22 protein-coding genes and 1 rRNA gene are annotated in these 22,892 nt (G+C 58.8%); 7 read left to right on the forward strand and 16 right to left on the reverse strand.

Translation table 11 applies throughout. The annotated features are described in order from the left end of the window. The 3 genes from SOP97_RS10135 to ilvC form a co-directional block, all read right to left on the reverse strand. Nucleotides 1-77: ribosomal RNA gene (locus tag SOP97_RS10135) — 16S ribosomal RNA — on the reverse strand; the annotation flags it as partial. A gap of 664 nt (nt 78-741) precedes the next feature. Next, nucleotides 742-1,554, reverse strand: coding sequence for a CDP-diacylglycerol--serine O-phosphatidyltransferase (gene pssA / locus SOP97_RS10140; RefSeq protein ID WP_322949146.1), 813 nt, complete (start codon nt 1,552-1,554; stop codon nt 742-744). A gap of 155 nt (nt 1,555-1,709) precedes the next feature. Then, complete coding sequence (gene ilvC / locus SOP97_RS10145) at nt 1,710-2,744, reverse strand: ketol-acid reductoisomerase (protein WP_322949205.1); 1,035 nt, start codon at nt 2,742-2,744, stop codon at nt 1,710-1,712. A gap of 105 nt (nt 2,745-2,849) precedes the next feature. On the opposite strand from ilvC, the gene ilvY reads away from it, so the two are divergent. Continuing rightward, a complete protein-coding gene (gene ilvY, locus SOP97_RS10150; protein ID WP_322949147.1) occupies nt 2,850-3,731 on the forward strand; it encodes an HTH-type transcriptional activator IlvY in 882 nt (293 codons plus the stop codon). A gap of 53 nt (nt 3,732-3,784) precedes the next feature. On the opposite strand, the gene ilvN is transcribed toward ilvY, so the two are convergent. Beyond that, complete coding sequence (ilvN, locus tag SOP97_RS10155) at nt 3,785-4,276, reverse strand: acetolactate synthase small subunit (protein ID WP_274086156.1); 492 nt, start codon at nt 4,274-4,276, stop codon at nt 3,785-3,787. 2 nt (nt 4,277-4,278) lie between these two features. Continuing rightward, the gene (locus SOP97_RS10160) at nt 4,279-6,003 is read right to left on the reverse strand and encodes an acetolactate synthase 3 large subunit (RefSeq protein WP_322949148.1); all 1,725 of its coding nucleotides are present in this window, start codon (nt 6,001-6,003) and stop codon (nt 4,279-4,281) included. Nucleotides 6,004-6,410: 407 nt separating this feature from the next. On the opposite strand from SOP97_RS10160, the gene SOP97_RS10165 reads away from it, so the two are divergent. Then, a complete protein-coding gene (locus SOP97_RS10165) occupies nt 6,411-6,854 on the forward strand; it encodes a DUF4124 domain-containing protein (protein WP_322949149.1) in 444 nt (147 codons plus the stop codon). Between the two features lie 15 nt (nt 6,855-6,869). Here the strand turns inward: SOP97_RS10165 and SOP97_RS10170 are convergent, their stop codons facing one another. From SOP97_RS10170 to mrcB, 3 genes are read right to left on the reverse strand one after another with little or no spacing between them, the layout of a single operon-like run. Next, the gene (locus SOP97_RS10170; protein ID WP_322949150.1) at nt 6,870-7,199 is read right to left on the reverse strand and encodes a YqcC family protein; all 330 of its coding nucleotides are present in this window, start codon (nt 7,197-7,199) and stop codon (nt 6,870-6,872) included. After that, a complete protein-coding gene (locus SOP97_RS10175; protein WP_322949151.1) occupies nt 7,199-7,897 on the reverse strand; it encodes a tetratricopeptide repeat protein in 699 nt (232 codons plus the stop codon). Before SOP97_RS10175 ends, SOP97_RS10170 begins: the two co-directional genes overlap by 1 nt. 15 nt (nt 7,898-7,912) lie before the next feature. Continuing rightward, the gene (gene mrcB / locus SOP97_RS10180) at nt 7,913-10,231 is read right to left on the reverse strand and encodes a penicillin-binding protein 1B (protein ID WP_322949152.1); all 2,319 of its coding nucleotides are present in this window, start codon (nt 10,229-10,231) and stop codon (nt 7,913-7,915) included. Nucleotides 10,232-10,348: 117 nt separating this feature from the next. Between mrcB and SOP97_RS10185 the strand changes: the two genes are divergently transcribed. From SOP97_RS10185 to SOP97_RS10200, 4 genes are all read left to right on the forward strand, one after another. Beyond that, the gene (locus tag SOP97_RS10185; protein WP_322949153.1) at nt 10,349-11,911 is read left to right on the forward strand and encodes a bifunctional aminoglycoside phosphotransferase/ATP-binding protein; all 1,563 of its coding nucleotides are present in this window, start codon (nt 10,349-10,351) and stop codon (nt 11,909-11,911) included. A gap of 84 nt (nt 11,912-11,995) precedes the next feature. After that, nucleotides 11,996-12,340, forward strand: a complete 345-nt coding sequence (locus tag SOP97_RS10190; protein ID WP_322949154.1) for a pentapeptide repeat-containing protein — start codon at nt 11,996-11,998, stop codon at nt 12,338-12,340. Nucleotides 12,341-12,495: 155 nt separating this feature from the next. Then, nucleotides 12,496-12,768: a TfoX/Sxy family protein gene (locus tag SOP97_RS10195; RefSeq protein ID WP_322949155.1), complete on the forward strand. Its 273-nt coding sequence runs from the start codon at nt 12,496-12,498 to the stop codon at nt 12,766-12,768. Between the two features lie 106 nt (nt 12,769-12,874). Next, entirely contained in the window at nt 12,875-13,675 is an 801-nt protein-coding gene (locus tag SOP97_RS10200; protein ID WP_274086165.1) for a Crp/Fnr family transcriptional regulator, read from the forward strand. Between the two features lie 367 nt (nt 13,676-14,042). Here SOP97_RS10200 and SOP97_RS10205 read toward each other — a convergent pair whose 3' ends face one another. The 8 genes from SOP97_RS10205 to SOP97_RS10240 are packed head-to-tail and all read right to left on the reverse strand — an operon-like array spanning nt 14,043 to nt 20,498. Next, a complete protein-coding gene (locus tag SOP97_RS10205) occupies nt 14,043-14,924 on the reverse strand; it encodes a ChaN family lipoprotein (RefSeq protein ID WP_322949156.1) in 882 nt (293 codons plus the stop codon). A 10-nt stretch (nt 14,925-14,934) separates the two neighbouring features. Further along, nucleotides 14,935-15,702 carry a heme ABC transporter ATP-binding protein gene (locus SOP97_RS10210; RefSeq protein WP_322949157.1) on the reverse strand — a complete coding sequence of 256 codons (768 nt, stop codon included), beginning with the start codon at nt 15,700-15,702 and terminating at the stop codon, nt 14,935-14,937. Beyond that, the gene (locus tag SOP97_RS10215) at nt 15,702-16,739 is read right to left on the reverse strand and encodes a FecCD family ABC transporter permease (protein ID WP_322949158.1); all 1,038 of its coding nucleotides are present in this window, start codon (nt 16,737-16,739) and stop codon (nt 15,702-15,704) included. Before SOP97_RS10215 ends, SOP97_RS10210 begins: the two co-directional genes overlap by 1 nt. Next, a complete protein-coding gene (locus SOP97_RS10220) occupies nt 16,736-17,635 on the reverse strand; it encodes a heme/hemin ABC transporter substrate-binding protein (RefSeq protein ID WP_322949159.1) in 900 nt (299 codons plus the stop codon). Before SOP97_RS10220 ends, SOP97_RS10215 begins: the two co-directional genes overlap by 4 nt. Beyond that, the gene (locus tag SOP97_RS10225) at nt 17,622-18,053 is read right to left on the reverse strand and encodes an ExbD/TolR family protein (protein WP_322949160.1); all 432 of its coding nucleotides are present in this window, start codon (nt 18,051-18,053) and stop codon (nt 17,622-17,624) included. Before SOP97_RS10225 ends, SOP97_RS10220 begins: the two co-directional genes overlap by 14 nt. Continuing rightward, nucleotides 18,050-18,691: a MotA/TolQ/ExbB proton channel family protein gene (locus SOP97_RS10230; RefSeq protein WP_322949161.1), complete on the reverse strand. Its 642-nt coding sequence runs from the start codon at nt 18,689-18,691 to the stop codon at nt 18,050-18,052. Before SOP97_RS10230 ends, SOP97_RS10225 begins: the two co-directional genes overlap by 4 nt. 1 nt (nt 18,692) lies before the next feature. Then, a complete protein-coding gene (locus tag SOP97_RS10235) occupies nt 18,693-19,763 on the reverse strand; it encodes a hemin-degrading factor (RefSeq protein WP_322949162.1) in 1,071 nt (356 codons plus the stop codon). 21 nt (nt 19,764-19,784) lie between these two features. Further along, the gene (locus SOP97_RS10240) at nt 19,785-20,498 is read right to left on the reverse strand and encodes an energy transducer TonB (protein WP_322949163.1); all 714 of its coding nucleotides are present in this window, start codon (nt 20,496-20,498) and stop codon (nt 19,785-19,787) included. A 130-nt stretch (nt 20,499-20,628) separates the two neighbouring features. Between SOP97_RS10240 and SOP97_RS10245 the strand changes: the two genes are divergently transcribed. After that, the gene (locus SOP97_RS10245; RefSeq protein WP_322949164.1) at nt 20,629-22,842 is read left to right on the forward strand and encodes a TonB-dependent hemoglobin/transferrin/lactoferrin family receptor; all 2,214 of its coding nucleotides are present in this window, start codon (nt 20,629-20,631) and stop codon (nt 22,840-22,842) included. Nucleotides 22,843-22,892 lie beyond the last annotated feature (50 nt).

Consider the following 22,892-nt stretch of genomic DNA (forward strand, 5'->3'; position numbering starts at 1 on the left):
TCTCTCTACCGCTCGACTTGCATGTGTTAGGCCTGCCGCCAGCGTTCAATCTGAGCCATGATCAAACTCTTCAGTTCAATACTGCTTGGGTTTTGAGAAAACCCTAAACTTAGCTCAGCAATCGTTGGTTACATCTTTGATTTCTCGCGGAGTAACTTGTGATGCTGATAATCTTGCGACTAGCAGTCTTACCTCACAAGCACCCACACGAATTGCTTGATTCAGTTGTTAAAGAGCGGGTGGTTAAGTCTTTCGTCTCAACCGAGGCGCGAATTCTACAGCAGCCTCATCTTACGTCAAGTGATTTCGAAAATTTCTTTTCAATCTCAACCACTTGCGCCTTCGATCAACACCTAGCTTCTCGTCAGCGGGAGGCGAATTCTACAGCGTTTCAAACCACTGCCAACCGCCTCTTTTACCGCTTTCGATCATCTCGATCGAACCACCAACAGAATCAAACCACCACCCCGCCAGCACGGCGCATTCTACGCAGCTTTTGCTGCTTTGCAACCCCTTCTTATAAATCAACCCATTGTTTTATAAGAAGTTTAAGGAACCGCATACACCTGAGGAGCAGCGCAGCATAAAAGAGAGCACGATAAAGGCGAGGCGATTGCCAAGCCTTTGCCTCAATGCCCGCCGTAAGCTCCCGACCCAGCGACCAATGTGCGCCGCCCGCAGAAACGACAAAGCCGTTGAAGCTGACGCTTCAACGGCTTTATCGATCTTACCCCGCAGCTGCTAAGCGCTTTTAGCGCGACGCAAGCGAAGCAGGTACTGGATTGGCCCAGAAGCCGCGTAAGCCAGGAAGATGATCAGCAGAATTCGCGGTGGATCGCTGAACACAACCGCAAACAACAACACTACGGCCAAGATGGCCACAAAAGGCACTCGACCTTTCAAGTCGAGATCCTTAAAGCTGTTGTACTTGATATTGCTGACCATCAGCATGCCTGCAGCAGCTACCAGAATCGCAACGGCAAAGGCCATATTTGAGCCCTTGATGCCGAAATCACTGAACGCCCACACTGTACCCGCTACCACACCCGCAGCAGCCGGGCTGGCCAAGCCAATAAAGTAACGCTTATCGGTACTGCCAATCTGCGTATTGAAGCGCGCTAGACGCAAGGCAGCGCCAGCTACATAAATGAAGGCGACCATCCAGCCAACCTTACCCATACTGCCCAGCGCCCATTCAAAGGCGAGCAGTGCCGGAGCCACACCAAAGGCAACCATGTCGGACAGCGAATCATACTCTGCACCAAAGGCACTCTGAGTATTGGTCAGGCGCGCCACCCGCCCATCAAGCCCATCGAGCACCATAGCGACAAACACTGCAGCGGCCGCTACATAAAAGTTACCGTTCATGGCATTGATGATGGCGTAGAAACCGGCAAACAAATTAGCTGTGGTAAACAGGTTAGGCAGTAGATAAATGCCGCGGTGACGGACCTTACGCCCCTCAGCGTCATGCCCCTCCTCTATATGCTCATCGATTGGCAGCAGACTTTCTGCATCGCCGGAAGATTGGGGCTCATCTGGACGCTCATTCATGAACAACACCTTGCAACGTATTTGGAGAATTTCGACAAGCACTACCGTTTAGAATTCATCGTAGAGCCCATCAACACCCAGGCTTTATACCAGAAGCCTTACCGCACAATGAAAAAACGCGGCCTTGGCCGCGTTTTTTCTCACATCAACAGTGCTTAGTTCTTAGCTTTGTCGACGATTTTGTTGGCGCCGATCCACGGCATCATGGAGCGCAGTTGCTCACCAATGATCTCGATACCGTGGGCAGCGTTGTTACGACGTTTGGCAGTCATCGAAGGATAGTTGGTGGCACCTTCACTGATGAACATCTTCGCGTATTCGCCGTCCTGAATCCGCTTCAGCGCGTTGCGCATAGCCTGGCGGGATTCGGCGTTGATAACCTCAGGACCAGTTACGTACTCACCGTATTCGGCGTTGTTGGAGATCGAGTAGTTCATGTTGGCGATACCGCCTTCGTACATGAGATCCACGATCAGCTTCAGTTCATGCAAGCACTCGAAGTAAGCCATCTCAGGTGCATAGCCGGCTTCAACCAAGGTTTCAAAGCCCGCTTTAACCAGCTCAACGGTACCGCCACACAGTACGGCCTGCTCACCGAACAGATCGGTTTCGGTCTCGTCTTTGAAAGTAGTTTCGATGATACCGGTACGACCACCGCCAACGCCCGAGGCGTAAGACAGCGCAACGTTTTTAGCGTTGCCGGAAGCATCCTGGTAAACAGCGATCAGGTCAGGGATACCGCCGCCTTTGACAAACTCGGTACGCACGGTGTGACCTGGTGCTTTCGGCGCGATCATGATTACGTCGAGGTCGGCGCGCGGCACAACCTGGTTGTAGTGGATCGCAAAACCGTGGGAGAAGGCCAAGGTAGCGCCTTTCTTGATGTTCGGCTCAACTTCGTTCTTGTACAGCTGCGACTGAAACTCGTCCGGGGTCAGGATCATGACCAGGTCAGCTGCAGCAACAGCGCTGGCTACGTCGGTCACTTTCAGGCCGTGGGCCTCAGCCTTGGCAACGGTGGCCGAGCCTTTACGCAGACCAACAGTCACGTCAACGCCGGAATCTTTCAGGTTGCACGCTTGAGCATGGCCCTGGGAACCGTAGCCGATGATGGCAACTTTCTTGCCCTGGATGATCGAAAGGTCACAGTCTTTGTCGTAATAAACTTTCATGTTCTTAGCTCTTCTAATCGAAAGGGATGGGTGCAAGCACCGCGACAGAGCCACCTTAAGTGATCAGCCAAATTGCGTAAAATGATATATTCGCAATACAACATGCCGAAAATTGAAATATCCATGGATAGCCACGCCCTAAGACTGTTCCTCTCCCTAGCCGACAACCTGCATTTCGGCAAGACGAGCCGCGAACAGCATGTCAGCCCTTCCGCCCTCAGCCGCAGTATCAAGCAGCTTGAGGATGAGCTTGGTGCGCCGCTGTTTCTGAGAGACAACCGCTCAGTCAGCCTGACCCGCGAGGGCAACCAATTTCGTGAATACGCCAAAGAGGTCATAAGCGGTTTGCAGGCTATGCGCCAGACCTTCAAACAGGATCAACTGATCTTGCATGGTGAACTCTCGCTGTATTGCTCAGTAACGGCCAGCTACAGCTTCCTTTACGACATCCTGAGCAGCTTTCGCCAGGACTACCCACGCATTGAGATGAAGCTGCACACAGGCGACGCCGCCAAAGCGGTGCAACGCGTACAAGAAGGCCTTGAAGACCTCGCAATCGGCGCACGCCCCGACAGCCTGCCGGCCGGTATTGAGTTCCAGCCAATTGCCCGCTCTGCGCTGTGCTTTATCGGCCCACTGTCACCCCAACTATTAACTGATGAGCAATTGAAAAACCCTAACGCCGCGAACTGGCGGGAAGTGCCGATGATTCTTTCAGAGGAAGGCCTTGCCCGAACACGCACAGACCGCTGGCTGAAAAACCACAGCATCAAACCGCGAATTTATGCACAGGTCAGCGGTAACGAAGCCATTGTCAGCATGGTCAGCCTAGGCTTTGGTATTGGAGTGGTTCCGCAAATCGTGCTCGACAATAGCCCATTGACCGCTCGCATCCGCACTTATGACATTCAGCCACCGCTGACCGCCTACGACATTGGCCTGTTTGCGCTGGAGAAACGCCTCAAAGAACCACTTATCAACGCCTTCTGGAACAGACAGACTTAGCAATCAGAAACGAAAAAGCCCTGCATATGCAGGGCTTTTTTGTACAACAAGGATCAGATGCTCAGCACTTTATCGCCACGCGCAATGCCCGTTACACCACTGCGAACGGTTTCCAGGATCGACGCGGTGCCGACGGCCTGAATAAAGCTGTCCAGCTTGTCACTCGTGCCAGCCAACTGAATGGTGTACACGCTACTGGTTACATCAACGATCTGTCCGCGGAAGATATCGGTGGTGCGCTTGACCTCGGCACGCTGAGCGCCAGTGGCCTTAACCTTAACCAACATCAGCTCGCGCTCAACGTGAGCGCTCTCCGACAAGTCGACCAGCTTGACCACTTCAACCAGCTTGTTGAGGTTCTTAGTGATCTGCTCAATGACTTCATCGTGCCCCACAGTGGTCAACGTCAGACGCGACAGGGTCGGGTCTTCGGTCGGCGCCACAGTCAGGCTTTCGATGTTGTAGTTGCGCTGCGAGAAGAGACCCACAACACGTGACAGTGCGCCGGGCTCGTTTTCCAGCAGCAAAGAAATAATGTGTCGCATGATTAGGTCCGCTCCGTCTTGCTCAGCCACATGTCGCGCATTGCACCGTCTTTGATTTGCATCGGGTAGACGTGCTCACTGGTATCAACCTGAATATCGAGGAACACCAGGCGATCTTTCATCGCGAAGGCCTCTTCCATCATCGGCTTAAGATCTTTCAGATCAGTGATACGCATGCCGACATGGCCATAGGCCTCAGCCAGTTTGACGAAGTCCGGCAACGATTCCATATAGGAATGCGAGTGACGGCTGTTGTAGTTCATGTCCTGCCATTGACGCACCATACCCAGCGCGCCGTTGTTCAGGTTGACGATCTTCACCGGCAAACCGTACTGCAGGCAGGTCGAGAGCTCTTGGATATTCATCTGGATGCTGCCCTCACCCGTTACACAGGCAACGTCATCATCCGGAAAGCTCAGCTTCACACCCATGGCTGCAGGGAAACCAAAGCCCATGGTGCCCAGGCCGCCCGAGTTGATCCAGCGGTTCGGCTTGTTGAAACGGTAGTACTGCGCGGCAAACATTTGGTGCTGGCCAACGTCGGAGGTCACGAACGCGTCGCCACCGGTGACTTCGGACAGCGTCTCGATCACGGTTTGCGGCTTGATGATGCTGCCGTCACCCTTGTCGTAAGGGAACATGATGCGGCCGCCGCGCCACTCTTCAATCTGCTTCCACCAGCTCGACAACGCATCTTTGTTCAGTTGCTCGCCGATCTCTTTGAGGATGGCGACCATTTCGGTCATCACGCTATCAACCGGCCCCACAATTGGGATGTCGGCCTTGATGGTTTTGGAGATTGAGGCCGGATCGATATCGACGTGAATGATCTTGGCATGCGGGCAGAATTTGCTCGCGCCATTGATCACGCGGTCATCGAAGCGCGCGCCCACAGCGACAATCACATCAGCATGGTGCATAGCCAGGTTAGCGGTGTAGCTACCGTGCATACCGAGCATGCCAAGGAACTGGCGATCGGTTCCTGGATAGCCGCCCAAGCCCATCAGGGTGTTGGTGACTGGCAGGTTGAGCATTTGCGCGAGTTCAGTCAGCGGCGCTGCAGCACCCCCCATGATCACGCCACCACCGGAATAGATAATCGGACGTTTGGCCGTCAGCAGTAATTCGGCTGCCTTGCGAATCTGCCCAGAGTGGCCACGCAATGCGGGGCTGTAGGAGCGCAGCTTGACCTTCTTCGGATAGACGTATTCGAACTTCTCAGCTGGGTTGGTCATATCCTTCGGGATATCTACAACCACTGGACCAGGACGACCGGACTCCGCCAGATAGAAGGCTTTTTTCATGACTTCCGGGATTTCCGAGGCGTGCTTGATCATAAAGCTGTGCTTCACGATCGGCCGGGAGATACCGATCATATCGGTTTCCTGGAACGCATCAGTGCCGACCATATTGCTAGGCACTTGGCCAGACAACACCACCATCGGAATGGAGTCCATGTAGGCCGTCGCAATACCGGTAATGGCATTGGTTGCGCCAGGGCCAGAGGTTACCAGCACTACACCGGCTTTACCGGTAGCACGGGCATAACCGTCAGCCATATGGGTTGCAGCTTGCTCGTGACGAACCAGGATGTGATTCACTTCCGGCTCTTTGAACAAGGCATCGTAGATATGCAGAAGAGCACCGCCTGGGTACCCATAAATGTTCTTAACGCCTTCGTCACGCAAAAAGCGGACGACCATTTCAGCGCCGGATAAAAGCTCCACGTTGTTCACCTCTAAAACGCCAGAAAACCGCCCAACAAGGAGGACGGCCTAAGATAGGTTTACTGCCAGCAGAGCATGAGCGACGGTGGTCGCCGACTACGTCAGCTACTACTGAGCAAGCATTGGGAAAGCCCCAAGGTGTTGCGGGGTTCTCCCACCCAGCGCGAGGTAACGCGTTGCGGGTGTAACAGGTCGGCGCGGGTGTGCGCCTCATGTCTACTGAGCTAAAGCCTGCTTGCGGCAAACTCCACTACAGCGAGCGTGGAATTGTTGGGATTCGGCGCAGCCAAGTCAAGCAATCAGTTATTCAATCTGCAATCTTCTGCTGTGACGCAACGCAGGATGAAGACGCGATCATTTTGGTTATAGTACTCAGCAGGCACCGCAGCTCAACATAAGGAAACCGCATGCGCCGCATGATTATCACCAGCAGCTTGCTGCTCGCCATGAGCGCCACCGCCATGGCCAGCCAGGTTTACAAGTGGGTCGACGCCCAAGGCGTGACGCATTTCGGTGCACAGCCGCCGCAAGGCCAAGAAGCCACCAGCATCAACACAGCGACACCCCAACCAAAGCCAGTGGCAAGCGAAGAGAAGAAGGCCGCGCCGACCTTCGAGAGCATCGCCGACCCTGAGCAGGCCGCGATTGATAAGAAGGTCAAACAGGAAATAGCCGCCAAAGAAGCCGAGCGTAAGAAGTACTGCACAGATATGCGTACCAATTTGGCTCAGCTGCAGAACAATCCGCGTGTTCGCGTGGAAGTCGACGGCGAGTTGCGGCGCCTAAACGAAGAAGAACGCCAGGCACGCATCAGCGAAACGCAAAAATCGATTACGGATAACTGCAAGTAAGCGAAGTGGCGCGACTCAGGTCGCGCCAACGATCAGCTGATCAAACTCACCCAATAGTTTGATTAGCCCTCTGGCCTTATCAGGCTGCCCGTCGTACACCTGCTCCGCCATAGACTGGATGCCAGAAACACTGGGCAATTGCGCTCCAGCCTCAAGCAACTGCTTCATCCGCGGTAAAAATATCCATTGCAGCCACTGTTCGAACGCCAGCGTATCGACACTGAACGGCAGCTGGCTGGACAACGCCTGCGCATCAGGCGCTTGCGCATCCCACCAGCCCTGCAGTCGCAACTCACGCTCAATCAGCAGTAACTGTTCTGCCACCACAGGCGTACGCGCATCCATCAGAGGCTCACTCGCGCCTGCTCACGCGCCTGCGCGGCACCCGCTGCATCACCTTGACGCTCTCGGGCCTGGGCGATGAGGTTCCATAGACTGGCCTGCAGTGCAGGACGGCCACTGGCGTAACTCAAACCACGCCGGGCGAACTGCTCGGCCTGTGACGCATCCCCCTGAGCCAGCCGCACTTCCGCCAGGCGATAGAGCACCTGAGGCTCACGCGGCGCAATCCGCTGAGCACGCTCCAGGCTAGAAGCGGCGCCATTCAGATCACCACCACCCTGTTGCTGCTGAGCTGTCGTCAACAAGGCCAGTACCGGTCCATCCAGCTGCTCATCCATTGCCAACCCACCGCTTGGAATACCACTCGGTGTCGGTTCCACATAGCCGCTTTGCGGGGCCGCAGGTGGGGTGGCACTCCATGGCTGGGTGCTAATAGTCGTCTCCAACGGAGCGTTGCCGGCAGGGAACGACTGAATCGGCATAGAGCTGCCACCACCGCCCGGCACCATCACCACCACACCGGAATCTTCAGGCAGCGCCTGTGGCTGAGAGCTCTGATTGCCATAACCACCGGGCGTGCCTGACTGCGCGCTACCGATCGACGAACCGCCATCGACAACTGGAATCGAGCCACGTGGCACAGTGCTGCAACCTGCCAGCATCAGCGAAGCCGTTACAGCTGGAATCAACCACTTATTCACGTCAAACCCTCTCACTTAATCCAACCAGCCGCGCACCCAATCCATCACTTCGTTGACCGGTGCCTGAATACCGCAGGCCGGACCCGCGACGGGCTGGCTGCCGCGAATATACGGCATCTGTACTGCATTCGGGCAACTCGGATCAGTGCCCTGCCCGCTACTGGCATCGACCCAAGCAAGCACCACGTTATCCGGTACTGGCATGTCCAGCGGTAGCGGGTCAGCCTTGCGCATAAAGTCTGCCCACACCTGCAGCGCACCCGTAGCACCGGTCAGCGGAGTTGGGCCATTGTCATCACGCCCCAACCAGACTACAGCCAAGACATCCTGACTAAATCCGGCAAACCAGCTATCACGCGAGTCGTTACTGGTCCCGGTCTTGCCTGCTAATGCCAGAGAGCGCGGCAGCTGGTTATACACCGAGCGCCCTGTACCCTCAGACATCGTGCGCTGCATGGCGTTCTGCAGCAGATAAATCGCGCCGCTGTCAAAACGTTGCTGTATCTGGAACGGGTAGCGCTTGAGCGGCTCACCCTCGGCCGTTAATACGTTACGAATACCGCGCAATGGCGTATTGAAGCCACCATTGGCCAACGTCTGGTACATGTTCGCCACGCTCAACGGGCTCAGGCCACCGGCCCCCAGCAGCATCGACGGATAGGCGGGCCACTTCTGTTCAACGCCCAAACGGTCCAGCGTCTTCAAGACCTCCGGCACACCGAGTTCCAGGCCAAGTTTGGCGGTCGATAGGTTGTAGGAATTAACCAAGCCCTGATACAGGTAAATCGTGCCATGGGCCTTACGGTCATAGTTCTGCGGCTTCCAGACCTGACCATCCTGCCCCTTGATAGAGAACGGCTGATCTTCGATCAAGCTGGTCAAGGTGTATTGGCTGGGCCGCTCCAATGCCGTCAGGTAAATCGCCGGCTTGATCAACGAACCAATCGGCCGCACCGCATCCAGCGCCCGGTTGAACCCGGCGAAACGCGGCTGGCGACTGCCAATAATGGCCTGCACCTCACCACTTTCCGGGCTGGTCACGACCACTCCGGCCTCGACTTGGTCCACACCCTTACGCCCGGACAGCCGTTTTAAGGTGTCAGCCAAGGCGCTTTCTGCCTTGAGCTGCATAATCGGGTCGAAGCTGGTGAAGATACGCAGGCCTTCTTCAGTCAGATCCTGCTCCTGATAATCCTCACGTAGCTGGCGCTTGACCAGATCAAGGAAGGCCGGGAACGAGCTGTCCGCCAGAGTGCCGCGCTGGGTTATACCCAATGGCTTCTGTTTCGCTGCAGCCACCTCGGCCGCGCTCGCCACGCCCTGCTCGGCCAGCACATCGAGCACCAGATTACGCCGCTCCAATGCGCGCTCAGGGTTGCGCCGCGGGTTGTAATACGTCGGCCCTTTGACCATACCCACCAGCAGCGCTACCTGATCAAGCTTTAACTCAGACAGCGGCTGACTGAAGAAGTACTGGCTGGCCAGGCCAAAGCCGTGCACGGCACGCTGGCCGTCTTGCCCCAAGAAAACCTCATTGAGGTACGCCTCGAGAATGTCCTTCTTGTCGTAATGCAGCTCCAGCAACACCGCCATCATGGCTTCAGTCGCCTTGCGCGACAGGCTGCGTTCGTTGGTCAGGTAGAAGTTTTTAACCAACTGCTGGGTCAGGGTACTGCCGCCCTGACGCAGTTGTCCGGCGGTCGCGTTGATCCACACGGCGCGAGCAATGCCCTTGGGCGACACGCCAAAGTGGTTGAAGAACTCACGGTCTTCAATCGCAACAAGAGTTTCAACCAGATAAGGCGGTACCTGATCGATCTTGATCAGCACACGGTCTTCCTGGTGCGCAGGATAAAGACCACCAATTAAAAGCGGTTCGAGGCGCGCCACCGCCAGGTTGCCGCCGCCTGCTTGAGTCAGGCCGGCGACGTAGTCACCCGAAAAACGCACACGGACACGCTGCGAGGGTTCGTTGCTTTCATAAAACTGGAAGCCACGCGAAAACAGCTCAATGTTGTTGCCCGCCACAGAAACGCCACCAGGGCCACTTACCGCGCCTTCACGGCGATACCCGAGAGCATCCAGCTCCTTAAGAAAGTCAGTCTTGGCCAACTTCTGCCCAACGAACAACTCCAGTGGCCTGGCATAGACTTTGGCGGGCACAGTCCAGCGCTTACCGGAGAATTTCTCCTGCACCACAGCATCGAGATAAACCGCAAACACGGCGAGCACCACCAGGCCAACCAGACTGAGCTTGATAGCCCAGCCCAACCAAGGGCGCATACCGCTAGAACGGCGTTTAGAACGGGGACGGGAAGATCGGGTACGAGTCATGGCGCGGCATTATACGCACTTTGCCTACTTGCCAGCAGGCCAGCGCAGCGGTTTGCAGACGGACGTTGAGCGTCCATAATGGCCGCCTCTTATTCAGTACAACGCCAAGGATCGCCCGTGAGCCAAGCTCTGATCGCCGCACTGCAGAACCCGGCCCTCTACCCTCACCCTGTAGAGCAGTTCCAGGTCATCGAAACCCATATTTCCTGGGTGGTGCTTACCGGCCCCTTTGCCTACAAAATCAAAAAACCGATGAATTTCGGCTTTCTCGACTTCACCGACCTCAGCTCCCGTGAGCATTTCTGCAAGGAAGAGCTGCGCCTCAACCAACGCCTAACCCAAGGCCTTTATCTGGAGGTGTTACCGATCAGCGGCAGCGCCGAAGCACCGCAACTCGGCGGCAGCGGCCCGGCCATCGAGTACGCCCTGAAAATGCGTCAATTCCCGCAGAGCCAGTTGCTCAGCGATGTTCAGGCGCGTGGCGAACTGAGCGAAGCACATATCGACGCGCTGGCCAAACAGATTGCCGAGTTCCATGCGGCAACGCCTGCGGTAGCAGCCGATCATGCGCTCTGTGCGCCTGAGGCGATCGTCGCGCCGATGCGGCAGAACTTTGAACAAATCCGCCCCATGCTCAAGGACGCAGCCGACCTGCAGCAACTCGAAGCCTTGGAGGCCTGGACCGAAGCTAACTACGAGCGCCTTGAGCCGCTGCTGGCCACACGTGCGGCAAACGGTTCGATCCGCGAATGCCATGGCGATATCCACCTGGGCAACGCCACCCTGCTGGACGATCAGGTGGTGCTGTTCGACTGCATCGAATTCAATGAGCCGTTCCGCCTGATTGATATTGCCCTGGACGCCGCCTTCCTGGCGATGGACCTTGAAGACCGCGGCCTCAAGGCGCATGCCTGGCGCTTTATCAATGCCTGGCTGGAGCACACCGGTGACTACCAAGCGTTGGAACTGCTGAATTTCTACAAAGCTTACCGTGCGCTGGTGCGCGCCAAGGTTGCACTGTTCAGCCTGGCCCATCAGAGCGACGCCGTACAAAGGGCCGTCACCCTGCGCCAATACCGCAACTATGCCAACCTGGCGGAAAGCTACAGCGCCATCCCGTCCAGCTTCCTGGCCATCACCCACGGGGTTTCAGCGGTTGGCAAAAGCCATGTGGCCATGCGCCTGGTCGAAGCGCTCGGGGCTATTCGCCTGCGCTCGGATGTGGAACGTAAACGCCTGTTCGGCGAACAACAGGATGCCGACCTCGGCAAGCTCAGTGCCGGCATCTACACCCAGGACGCCAGTGCCGCCACCTATCAACGCCTGCACCAACTGGCCGAAGCGGCGCTGCATGCTGGCTTCCCCGTTGTGATTGACGCCACCTACCTCAAACAAGCTCAACGTGAGGCTGCCAGCCAGGTTGCCGAAGCGTGCGGTGCGCCTTTCGTGATTCTGGAATGCTGCGCACCCGACGAAACAATCGCCAGCTGGCTGGAGCAACGCAAGGCCGCGGGCACTGACCAGTCCGACGCCAGCATGGAGGTCGTACGGGCCCAGCAAGCCAGTCGCGAACCGCTCAGCGCAGAAGAGCTACTGCAGAGCAAGCGTGTCGACACCCACCAAAGCGCAAGCTTGGACACCCTGATTGCGCGTATCCGCCAGCGCCTGCCCAACCTGTAAAGATCTGCCGGGGCGATTTAGTTGCGGCGCGAGCAGAGCGCGCCGTGGCTTCTATACTGGGGATACCCGACATGGAGACACCCCATGAGTCAGCCCAGGCAATTGGACAACCAGCTGTATGCCCTGATCCACAATGAAAATATCTCTGCCTTTAATGCCCAGAAGCCCAAAGACACGGTCGTTGATCTGAGCGACGGTGATTTTCGCGGGCTCGACCTACGTGCGCTGGATGCACACGGTATCAACTTTACCAACGCCTACTTCCGCGGCACCGACTTACGCGGCCTAGACTTGCGTGAGGCGCAACTTGAGGGAGCCAGCCTGGCTCATGCGCAGATATCCGGCGCCTACTTCCCCGCCACGCTGACGGCTGACGAGATTCTTATGTCGGTCAATTTTGGCACTCGCCTGCGCTACAACACCCGCTGAGTCACGCGGGCAATCCGGAATAGCCTCAGCTAATGCCAAACGGCCACACTTTTAATGCCAAACGGCCACACTTTACCGGCTGACCGCTACACTTTCCGGCAGGCATTCCACTCTGACGCCATCCGCACAACTGCCTAGCAGCGCAAGGAGGCTTGATGAACGATGAACTGCAACATTTGAAAAATCTAGGCAAAACGTCTGCCCAGTGGCTGCACGCAGTTGGCATTCACAACGCCAACGACCTGCGCCGGCTGGGCGCAGTCAGCGCCTATCGAGCCGTACGCGCACGGGGGTTCAGGGCCTCTAAAGTGCTGCTCTACGCAATAGAGGGCGCACTGTTGGATGTACACTGGAACGAGCTGCCGCCTGGCCATAAGGCCGAACTAAATGACCAGCTCGATGAAACTGCACATAACAACAAGAGCTAGCTCACAACCTCTCAGGCTTTTGATTTACCTGAGGCGCGCTGGGCACTATTGTTTTAGGGACGTTCGTGCGGTTTAGTATGCCCAGCCAGTTCAAGGAAATTCGCTCATGTACTTACTCGGGGAGCAACCGGCCTACGCCGATCAGCTGATCAACCGACTACAAAGCATCCCCACTCAATTGCTCGATGGGCTTGCACCTGCTGGGCCGCCTTTGCGACTGGAACAAGCGGAAGACCTCGCCAAGGCCCTGCCTGGCAATCAACTTTTTATCATCGAAAATGGCCTGTTACATGCGGTCGTCGATGAGCGCCCATTGTTTTACCTGCAAGAAGGTGACTTGGTTGGTCTGCGCCAGGGGCTAGATATGCCCAGCTGTCGTTACAGCAGCGAAGAACAACTGAGCCTGATTCCTTACTCGCGCAGTGAGGTGTTCAAACACATTTATGCAGACGAACAACGCCAGGAACTGTTTCTTCAATACCTGATCGGCCATACCGCACTGCTGTCTGATGCGTTGGCGCGCCTGAAGCAACCTGAAATCCGCCCCTCCACTGGCTTCCAGCACTTTGCCGCAGGTGAAGAGCTGATCCATCAGGGCGATATCGCTGATAACGTATTCATCATTATCGAGGGCCATGCCGAAGCCTATGTCGACGGGCATAGAGTCGGTGATGTGCAGAAAGATGAAATCTTCGGCGCCATGGCGGTGTTCACACGCGAAAGGCGCAGCGCCACCGTCTTGGCCAGCGAGCCCTGCACGGTCATGGTGATCCCCAAAGAGCAGTTCCTCAGCCTCATGCAGAGCAACCCGAGGATTGCCCACAGCCTGATCGAGAGCATGGCCAAGCGTATCGACCTGCTCAACAAGGAAGTCACCCAACTGCGCTTACCAGCCGATACGCCTTAATACTTGCCAGCCACACAAACAACCCGACCTCGTGTCGGGTTGTTTTTTATGGGGCGAACGCGCAGGCCGAAGCCGAAGAGAAAGTTTGCATGAAGATGTTGACTTGAAAATGAGAATTGTTATTATTATTACAACTGGTCGCGAGATCAGCCGATAAGCTTAAGAGACCTTCAGTCGGCCTCTTCAGATTATCTCCTCATCAGGCTAATCACGGTTATTGACCCGGCTCTTGCCGGGTCTTTTTTTGCCGACAGAAAAGTATCACGCAACACGTGACGACCTAGAACCTCGCTCTAGGCCAGTCACACAGCAGTATCAGGTCGAGGGGACGCAGGCGTCGCACCACGCATGCTATTAACACGCCGAGCTAACGACGCAGTTGGGCACAGTGGTCCTGCTCAAGTTGCGCCGGGGTGTACCAGACAAAATCAGCCGATTCAGCGCTAAGCTGGCTACCGACTTCCGCCAGAATCAACACCTGCACACCCTTGCCAGCGCCTAAATCCTGCAGATGCAGTGGCACGCCAAGGTCGCGGCGTGCATGGAATGCGCCGGTAAACAGCAGGCTCGGCGCAGGTGCCGCGATCAACACTTCAGCCATGCGTCGGTCACGTTGCTGCTGCACAGCCAGCATGGCAGGTAGCTGGCTTTCCGGCAGCAGGTTGCAGTGCGACTGACGAATCTGCTTGAGCAACGCCTCGCGCACCGGTTGAGCGGTAGAAGCCTGACCTTGCAGCTGCGGCACCTGGGTATAAATCTGCATGATCTCGCGTCGTTCGAGGTTGGCCGCCAGCAGCGGATGAGGCTGACGCAGCGCATGCTGCACCAGCGGCCCGTACAACGACCAGGGCCAGCCCGACTGCCAGTTCAAAGCACCCAAGATGTCCTGCGGCGCTAGCCCAGCAGCGATGGCAGCGCGCGTCTGATCGACCTTGGCCTGCTGATACGGCGTCAGCATCTCCAGTAGCAGACTGCCCTGCGGCCGTTGCGCGGCCAAGGCGCGCAACAACCAGAGCTGCAGCGCGTGGTGATCAGGGTTGTCATGCCGCTCGCCGACCAACACCTTCGGTGCCGCAGCCAAGCGTTCCAGAAGTTGCTCAGGCGTCAGCTGCGCGCCAGTGCGCAACTCGACAATCCGCCCCAGCTCAGCATGCTGCAAACCTTCCGGGCTTCGCCAGGCGGGTAACGCCGGTAACGAAGCCTGGCAAGCACTCAATAGCGCGGCAACCAGCAATAAAATAATGCGCATAACGATGACCTTAGCGGGCAATGATTAACGGATGACCACGCTCTGGATGCTGCTGTATCAGCACCTCTAGCCCGAACACAGCCTGCAACGGCTCGGGGCGAAGCACTTCCTCAGGGCTACCGAGCGCATGAGGGCGACCGCGCTCCAGCAGCAACAGGCGGTCGCAATAACGCGCAGCTAGATTCAGATCATGCAGGATTACCAGCACTGCCGCCCCTTGTTCAACAAAAGCGCGCATGGCCTGCAGCGTGGTGTGCTGATGCAGCGGGTCAAGCATTGAGGTCGGCTCATCGAGCAGCAGCATCTGCCCCTCACCACCGGGCCAGAGCTGCGCCAGCACCCGCGCCAGGTGCACGCGCTGACGCTCACCGCCGGATAATGCCAGGTAACTGCGCCCGGCCAGGTGCAACGCATCAGCCGCCTCCAGCGCCTGCTTGATGATTTGCGCATCTTTTAGCTGGCCGCTGGCATGGGGCAAACGGCCCATGGCCACCACTTCCTCTACACGAAAGGCAAAGTTCAACGTCGAGGTTTGCGGTAACACTGCCAGGCGTTGCGCGCGCTCGCTGCCCGGCCAGTCCTGCAAGCGCCGCTGATCCAGCCAGACATCGCCGTGACTCGACTGCAGCTCACCACACAACGCACCGAGCAAGGTGCTCTTGCCGGCGCCATTGGGGCCCAGCACGCCGAGCACCTCGCCAGGGCGCAGCTCCAGGTTGATATCCGCCAACACCGTGCACGGGCCGCGCTGTACAGCCAGATTTTCCGCGCGCAGCATCAGGTACGCCCTCGCAATAACAGATAGAGGAAGAACGGCGCGCCAATCAGCGCCGTGACAATACCAATCGGCAATTCGGCCGGAGCCAGCACCAGTCGCGCCGCCAGATCGGCCAGCAGTAACAGGCTGGCACCCGCCAGAGCCGAGGCCGGCAACAGCACGCGATGATCCGGCCCGACCAGCAGACGCACCAGATGCGGCACCACCAAACCGATAAAGCCGATCATCCCCGCCGCCGCCACCGCCGCACCAACGCCAAGTGCGGTGCAAAACACCAGCTCGGCCTTGACCCGCTCGACGGCAAACCCCAGGTGGCGGGCCTCGGACTCGCCCAGCAGTAAGGCATTCAGCGCCTTGGCCCGTCGTGGTAACCACAGCGCCACCGCGGCCGTGACCAGCAGCAACGGCCACAAGCGCGCGTAACTGGCGCCATTGAGACTGCCCAGGTTCCAGAACGTCAGGGTACGCAAGGTGGCGTCATCGGCCAGGTAGGTAAACAGACCGATGGCCGCGCCGGCCAGTGCCGTCAGCGCAATACCGGCCAAGAGCATGGTCGCCACATTGGTTTCGCCATCACGCCGGCCCAGGCGATAGACCAGCGCCGTCACGCCCAATCCACCGAGAAAGGCGAACAAGGACAATAGATAAGGTGCAAAGGCGTCCGGTAAACCACCGAGCGCAGCGCCACCCACAATGGCAATCGCCGCCCCCAGGGCCGCGCCGCTGGATACGCCGATCAAGCCGGGGTCAGCCAGCGGGTTGCGAAACAGCCCCTGCATTGCTACCCCGCACAGCGCCAGCACCGCGCCGACCAACAACCCCAGCAGCGTGCGCGGCAGGCGGATCTGCCCGAGGATCAGCTCGGCCTGGGCCAAATCATCACCCGGTTGCGCCAGGCCGAGCAGCCCCAGCGCCGCCTTGAGGGTATCCAGCAGCGGCAGACTGACCGGCCCCAAGGCCAGCGATAACCAGAGCGCGAGCGCCAAGAGTAGGCTCAGTGCGATAAACAGTGAGCGCGGTCGAATAACAGGATTCATGGCGTGGGCTTAGCTTCGGCGATCAGAGGTTGGCTGGCAGGATAAAAGGCTGCGGACAAGGCCGCCAGCCCATCCGGCAAACGCGGGCCGAGGCCACCGACTAGGAGCGTCGGGTCGAGCATCAGCAAACTTTGATTACGCGCCGCCCGGGTCGCCGCCAGCGCCGGGTTCTGCTGCAACAGCGCTTCACGCGCGGCAGCACCGGACAGGCTGCGATCGGCAATGATCACCACTTCAGGGTCAAGCGCCAGCAGGGCTTCGGTGGACAGCGCCTTGAAGCCACTATGACTGGCCAGATTGCGCCCACCGGCATGCTCGATCAACCAGTCGGCCGAGGTGTCCTTACCGCCCACCATCGGGCTAGCGCCGGCATGGCCGAGCAACAGCAGCACGCCAGGCGCCGCCTGCTGACGCTGTGCAATCACCAGCCAGTCGGCCTGCTGCTGCAAACGCTGCTGATAGGCCGCAAAGGCCTGATCGGCACGCTGCGGCTCACCCAGCAGGATGCCTATGCGCTGAAGGCTCGCCTGTAAACTGCTCAGATCGGCCTTGGACGAGAGCATTTCCACCCGCACACCGGCGCCACGCAACTGCGCCAGCACGGGTGGCGGGCCCATCTCCTCACTGCCGATCAACATATCCGGGCGCAGCGTCAACATGCCCTCGGCGGCCAGCTGGCGCTGATAACCGATGCTCGGCAAGGCGCGCAGCGATTGCGGGTGCTGACTGGTGCTGTCCACCCCGACCAGACGGCTTTCACCGCCCAGCGCCACCACCCACTCACTGAGCGAGCCGCCGGAACTGATCCAACGTTGCGGCAACGGTTCGGCGGCTAGCGCCGAATAACAGAACAAGGCACTCGCGCAGAGGGCGAACAAAGAATTAAGGCGTTTCATGAATGGCCTCTAGAAGAATGCGACTGTCCTGAATGCCCTGCTGTTGCAGCAGCGCCATCAGGTCGAGAAATGCCGACAGCGGTGCCTGACGATCCAGCGCCAGATCTAGACCTGCCGTGTTGTCGGCGGCAAAGGCTGCGGTCAGTTCGGTGCGCAGTGCGCTGAAATCCGCCTGCTGCATGCCGTTAAAGCGCCAATTACCTTCGGCGGAGAGCTGTATTTGCAGGCGCTCGCCACTGCCGGCACTCGCCGTGGGCAACGCCTCGCGGCTCTGCGGCAACTGCAAGGGCAGCTCCAGCAGTGGCGTTTGCGCAGTAAGCAGAAAGAACACCAGCACGATAAAAATCACATCGAGCAGCGGCGTCAGATCGGGCAACAGATTGCTCTGGGAGCTGCTGGCGGCGGGCAGACGAATCACGGCAACACCCACTGGTTAGCCAGTGGGCTACTGGTCAGTTCCAGCTCCAGTCCGTCTAACGCCAGTTGGCAGCGATTAAGCAGCGCCTGCACGCCTTCCAGGTAGCGCTCAGCCCACAAGGCAAAGCCCTGCCCCGCCGCCAGCGCCGGGATTGCAATCAGCAAGCCCCAGACCGTGGTATACAGCGCCTGCCACAAGCCATCAGCGAGCAACGCGGGGGTTACCGGGCTGTTCTGCACGGCGATATTGGCAAACATTTCCAGCATGCCCAGCACCGTACCGAGCAAACCCAGCATCGGTGCCAACATGCCGATCAGCTGCAGCAAGCGCAGCTGGCGATTGAGGCGCTGACGCTCCTCCAGCAGCCAGCAACCCAATAGCTCTTCACGCTGCACGGCCGGCAGAGCGCTGTGTTTAAGCAACAACGCCAGGCCATAGCGCCAGCCCTGGGCGCGGCCTTTACAGTGCTGACGATCGCAGGGGCGACAGGCACTGACAGCGGCCCGAGCGGCGGCTTGGCTCAGCGGCTGCAAGCTGATAAATAGCCAGAGCCGCTCCATAATCAGCGCCAAGGCCAGCAGCGAACACAGCGCCAGCGGCCAGCCCAAAGGCCCCATCGCACTCCACCACTGGCTCATCTCAGCACTCCAGCGCTTGCGCGCTTTCGGCCAGGGCGCGCCAGTCTTCACGTTCGGCAATGCCTGGCTTACGGGCGCCAAACAGCTGCACTACCAGCTCGCCATGGACATCGAAGGCTTCCCAGCTGGTGATCACGCCATCGCTGCTCGGCTTGCGCACCCGCCACAGCTCGGTCACGCCCTTGGTCTGCAGATGCAGATTGAACGCGGGGTCGAGCACGTTGAACCAGGCATCCATCCAGCGCAGGTTGCGCACCGGGCCGGAGTGAATCTGGATGCAGTGGCGATTGCCGACAAACACCATGATCGGCACTTCGCGCGCACCGGCCTGCTCCAGCAGTTTCGGCAACTCGCACACGTCCAGCGGCTCGGCCCATTCACGACCGGCCAGGCGTAGCGCCTGGGTGCGTGTGGTGCCGTGCTTTTTCAGCAGGGCGAAGAAATGGTGAGTGTCCTTAAGAGTCGACCAACCAACGCGCAGGGCGTTTACATCCACCAAGGTATCGACTTGCGCGGGCTGCACCTGGGATAAGGGTAATAGATCCAGCTCGACACGCTGCTGTTCCATGCGAAAACGCTGTAGCAACGGTGCCCAGGCACTTAGCTGGCTGTCATCGGTTAGAAAGACCTTGTGCACCGCGGTGCCTTGGCGATCGAACACCTGAATGCTGCGCTGGGTGCCTTTACTGGCCTGTTCCTCGATGGCAAACACGCTGGACCAGCCGCCAAGGAACAGGCGCAGGTCGATATCGGCCGAGACCACCAGGCCCATCTGTCCGTTACCGGTCACCGTCACTTCACGGTAATAACCTTTGCGCTCATGCACGCAATGCTCGTTACGGGTCAGCGCCATCACATAGCCCAGCTCGCCGAGCGCTGGCAGCAGCTGTGCCCAGTCAGGCTGCAAGCGCACAGCGTCGACATCGAGACGGCTGGCCACCAGTTCGGCTTCACTGACCGCCAGACGCTCGGCGGCATCGCGGGCACGCAGGCGCGGCTGCTCGCTGCGCAGCACCTGCCAGGCCAGATACAGGTCATTGCTGGGTGCGACGGATTGGGCGTGTGTGCTCATGGAAAACTCCTTGGTGATTAATCAACGGCTCGCCGTCAAAGCGAACTGAATAGGGATCTGTACGCGACTCGGCACGGCCTGGCCGCCTGTTCTTTCAGGGTTAAAACGCCACTTGGCAACCGCCTCCAGGGCAGCGCGATCGAGGCTGTCCACCCCCGAGGAACGCAGCACATTCAGGCTGCGCTGCTGACCGTGCTCATCCAGGCGCACCTCGACCAGCACCACGCCCTGCTGGTTACGCCGCCGCGCCTGGGACGGGTAATTCGGCTGGCGTGGCGGCTCACGAAAACTCGGTTTAGTGCTGAGCACTTCAGCGGTCGGTTGCGCGGCAACCGGCTTGGCAATCGGCTTGGCGGGCGCAGCCGGAGCAGCACCCACATGCGCAGGAGTCTCGTTGGGTAACTTGCTTGCCAACACCGGCGCGGGTTGGCGCTTGGCCGGCGCAGCCGCTTTCACCGCTGCTGGCTTGGCGACTGGCACCTGCGCTACGGGCTTGGCTGGCGGGACCTTGCTCGGCACCACGACCTGGCGTTGCTGTTGCGGTTGCGGTTGCGGTTGCGGCGGCTTGGTCGCTGCCGGCGGAGCCTGTTGCAACACGGCTGCCAGGCGTAACACCTGAGGCGCATCAAGGGTTTGCGCCGTACTCAAGGCTGGCGGCTGCATATCGCCATGCAGCCGCCAGCCGGCGACATGCAGCGCCAATGACAGCAACAAAAACAACGACAAACGCAGCATGCGGACACTCGGTTAGTTCGAATCAAATCTATTTGATAATTATTTGCATTCGCATGTCAATGTCGTTTAGGTTTGCCGCCGATGCCAACCCGGTGGTCAGAGAAACCACCCGTACGATCCTGGAGCCCCCATGCACAGAAGTCCTCCATTCGCGCACCGCCCATGGCTTGCCCTGCTGTTACTCAGCCCATCGTTGGCCCTTGCCGCCGAGAAAGCGCCCAACCAGTTCGATACGGTGACCGTTACGGCCACCCGCACCGAGCAGACCCTCGATCAGGTGCCGAGTACCGTATCGGTACAAACCGAACGCGATATCGATCAGAAGAACGTGAAGAACATCCAGGATCTGGTGCGCTATGAGCCTGGCGTGTCCGTGAGCGGTGCTGGCAGCCGCTTCGGCCTGGCGGGCTTCACCATCCGTGGTATTGGCGGTAACCGCGTGCTGACCCAAGTGGATGGTGTGCCGACCCCAGATGCCTTCACCTTCGGTCCCTTCCTCGATGCGCGGCGCAATTACGTCGACCCGGACACCGTGAAGCAAGTGGAAATCATCCGCGGCCCGGCCAGTTCGCTGTATGGCAGCGACGCGATTGGCGGCGCGGTGAGCTTCCTGACCAAGGATGCAGGCGACTATCTGGATGAGGGTGACGACGTCTACGCGCGCCTCAAGACCGGTTACAACGGCGCCGACGACAGCTGGATGCGCAGCACTACCCTGGCCGCACGCAAAGGTCAGCTCGATGGCCTGCTGCACCTCGGCCGTCGCGACGGCCAGGCTCAGGACACCTTTGGTGGCCGTGGCGGCATCGGCGCGGCGCGTGAACAAGCCAACCCGCAGGACTATCGTGCGGACAATCTGCTGGCCAAGCTCGGTTGGAGCTACAACGACAACGACCGTCTGCAGCTGACCTATGAGACGTTGGAAGACAGCGCCAACACCAACGTGCTCAACGAGTACAGCACGACTGCTACCGTGCGTACCTCCGACGCCACGGATGACACTGACCGCCAGCGCGTCAGCCTGCAACACCAGTTCGACCTGGGCAGCGTGATCGCCGATCGCGCCGAATGGCAGCTGAGTTATCAGGACAGCCAGATCCGCCAGCGCACCGAGCAGACCCGTTTCAGCGGCGGTACCCTGCGTGAACGTAGCCGCGATTCCACTTATGAGGAGAAGCTGTGGGCATTCAATGCCAAGTTCGACAAGTTGTTCGAAATCGGCATCGCCAAGCACCAGCTGATCTACGGCTTCGACGTCAAACGCCTGGACAGCAGCGACCTGCGTCGCGGCCGCGAAGTCTTCGCCAGCAATGGTTTGCCGGTGCCTGCCATCCCAGGCGATGAAACCTTTCCACTGAGCGACTTCCCCGACCCGACGTCCACCGAGTACGCGCTGTTTGCCCAGGACAATATCGAGATTGGTCGCTGGACCCTGTTGCCGGGCTTGCGCTACGACCACTACGAGATGAAGCCGGACGTGACTCCGGAATACCTCAACAGTAAGCCAGTCAACAACAACCCTGCCGATTACAACGACGACGCGATCTCGCCCAAGTTTGGCGTGACCTACCAGCTCGATGACGCCCACAGCGTTTACGGCCAGTACGCCGCTGGCTTCCGCGCGCCCAATGCGGTGGATATCTTCGGTGAGTTCATCAACTTTGCCCGCGGCTACCAGACCATCGCCAACCCCGACCTCAAGGCCGAAACCAGCGACAGCTACGAGCTCGGCCTGCGTGGTAAATACAGCGCGGGCAGCTTCGGCCTGGCGCTGTTCTACAACCGCTACGACGACTTTATTGAGCAGGTCACCCTGGCCAATGATCCGACTGGCAACGGCCGTATGACCTTCCAGTACCAGAACCTGGATCGCGTCACCATCCGCGGCGCCGAAGCCAAGGGCGAGTTGTTCCTTAACAGCGTTGGCCTGCCGGACGGCACCCGCCTGCGCGGCTCGATTGCGTATGCACGTGGCAAAGATGAAGCCAGCGGCCAGCCGATCAATAGTGTCGATCCACTGAAAGCAGTATTCGGTCTCGGCTATAACGCGCCAAGCGGGCGGTTCGGCGGCGAGCTAGCCTGGACCCTGGTGGCAGCCAAGGAGCGTGTCGACGAAACCCAGATCGCCAACCAGTACGAACCATCGGGCTACGGCCTGCTCGACCTGACAGGCTACTGGCAGGCGACTGAGCAGTTCTCGGTCAACGCCGGCCTGTACAACCTGGGCGACAAGCAATACTGGCAGTGGGGTGATGTGCGCAGCCTCACCGAAAACAGCGCCAGCCTGGGCCGCTTCAGCCAGCCGGGCCGCCACGCCGCCGTCAATCTGGTCTGGGAGATCTGAGCCGCAACACCTCTAGTGCGCGATTAACCCGCCGCGATAAAGCGTTCCAT

It is taken from the genome of Pseudomonas spirodelae, assembly GCF_034653255.1.
In the GTDB taxonomy this organism is placed as follows: Bacteria; Pseudomonadota; Gammaproteobacteria; order Pseudomonadales; family Pseudomonadaceae; genus Aquipseudomonas; species Aquipseudomonas spirodelae.